This window comes from Flavobacterium sp. UBA4854 (assembly GCF_002399805.1).
GTDB lineage: Bacteria > Bacteroidota > Bacteroidia > Flavobacteriales > Flavobacteriaceae > Flavobacterium > Flavobacterium ginsengisoli.
This window is the reverse complement of sequence record NZ_DHEI01000145.1, coordinates 21,751-21,994: the sequence shown is the minus strand read 5'-3', so window position 1 is coordinate 21,994 and position 244 is coordinate 21,751.

Here is a 244-nt window from a genome sequence, read left to right as displayed (position 1 = left end):
GGAAATTTAATAAACCAATCAAATGTCCCTAGGGGATGAAACCAAAAAAAATATTTTTTTGTCTACCGATAAGATGTTCCTATTGGAACATTTTTTTGCCTTAAATTAACATTCTTATGTCTTTGAGAAGGCATATTAAAGGCGATTATTTTTAAAATTCGTATTGGTGAAAAAAGGAATGTTCCGTTAGGAACATCTCATCGGTAGAACTTTAATTAATTATGTTTTTTCGTTCCGTAGGAAC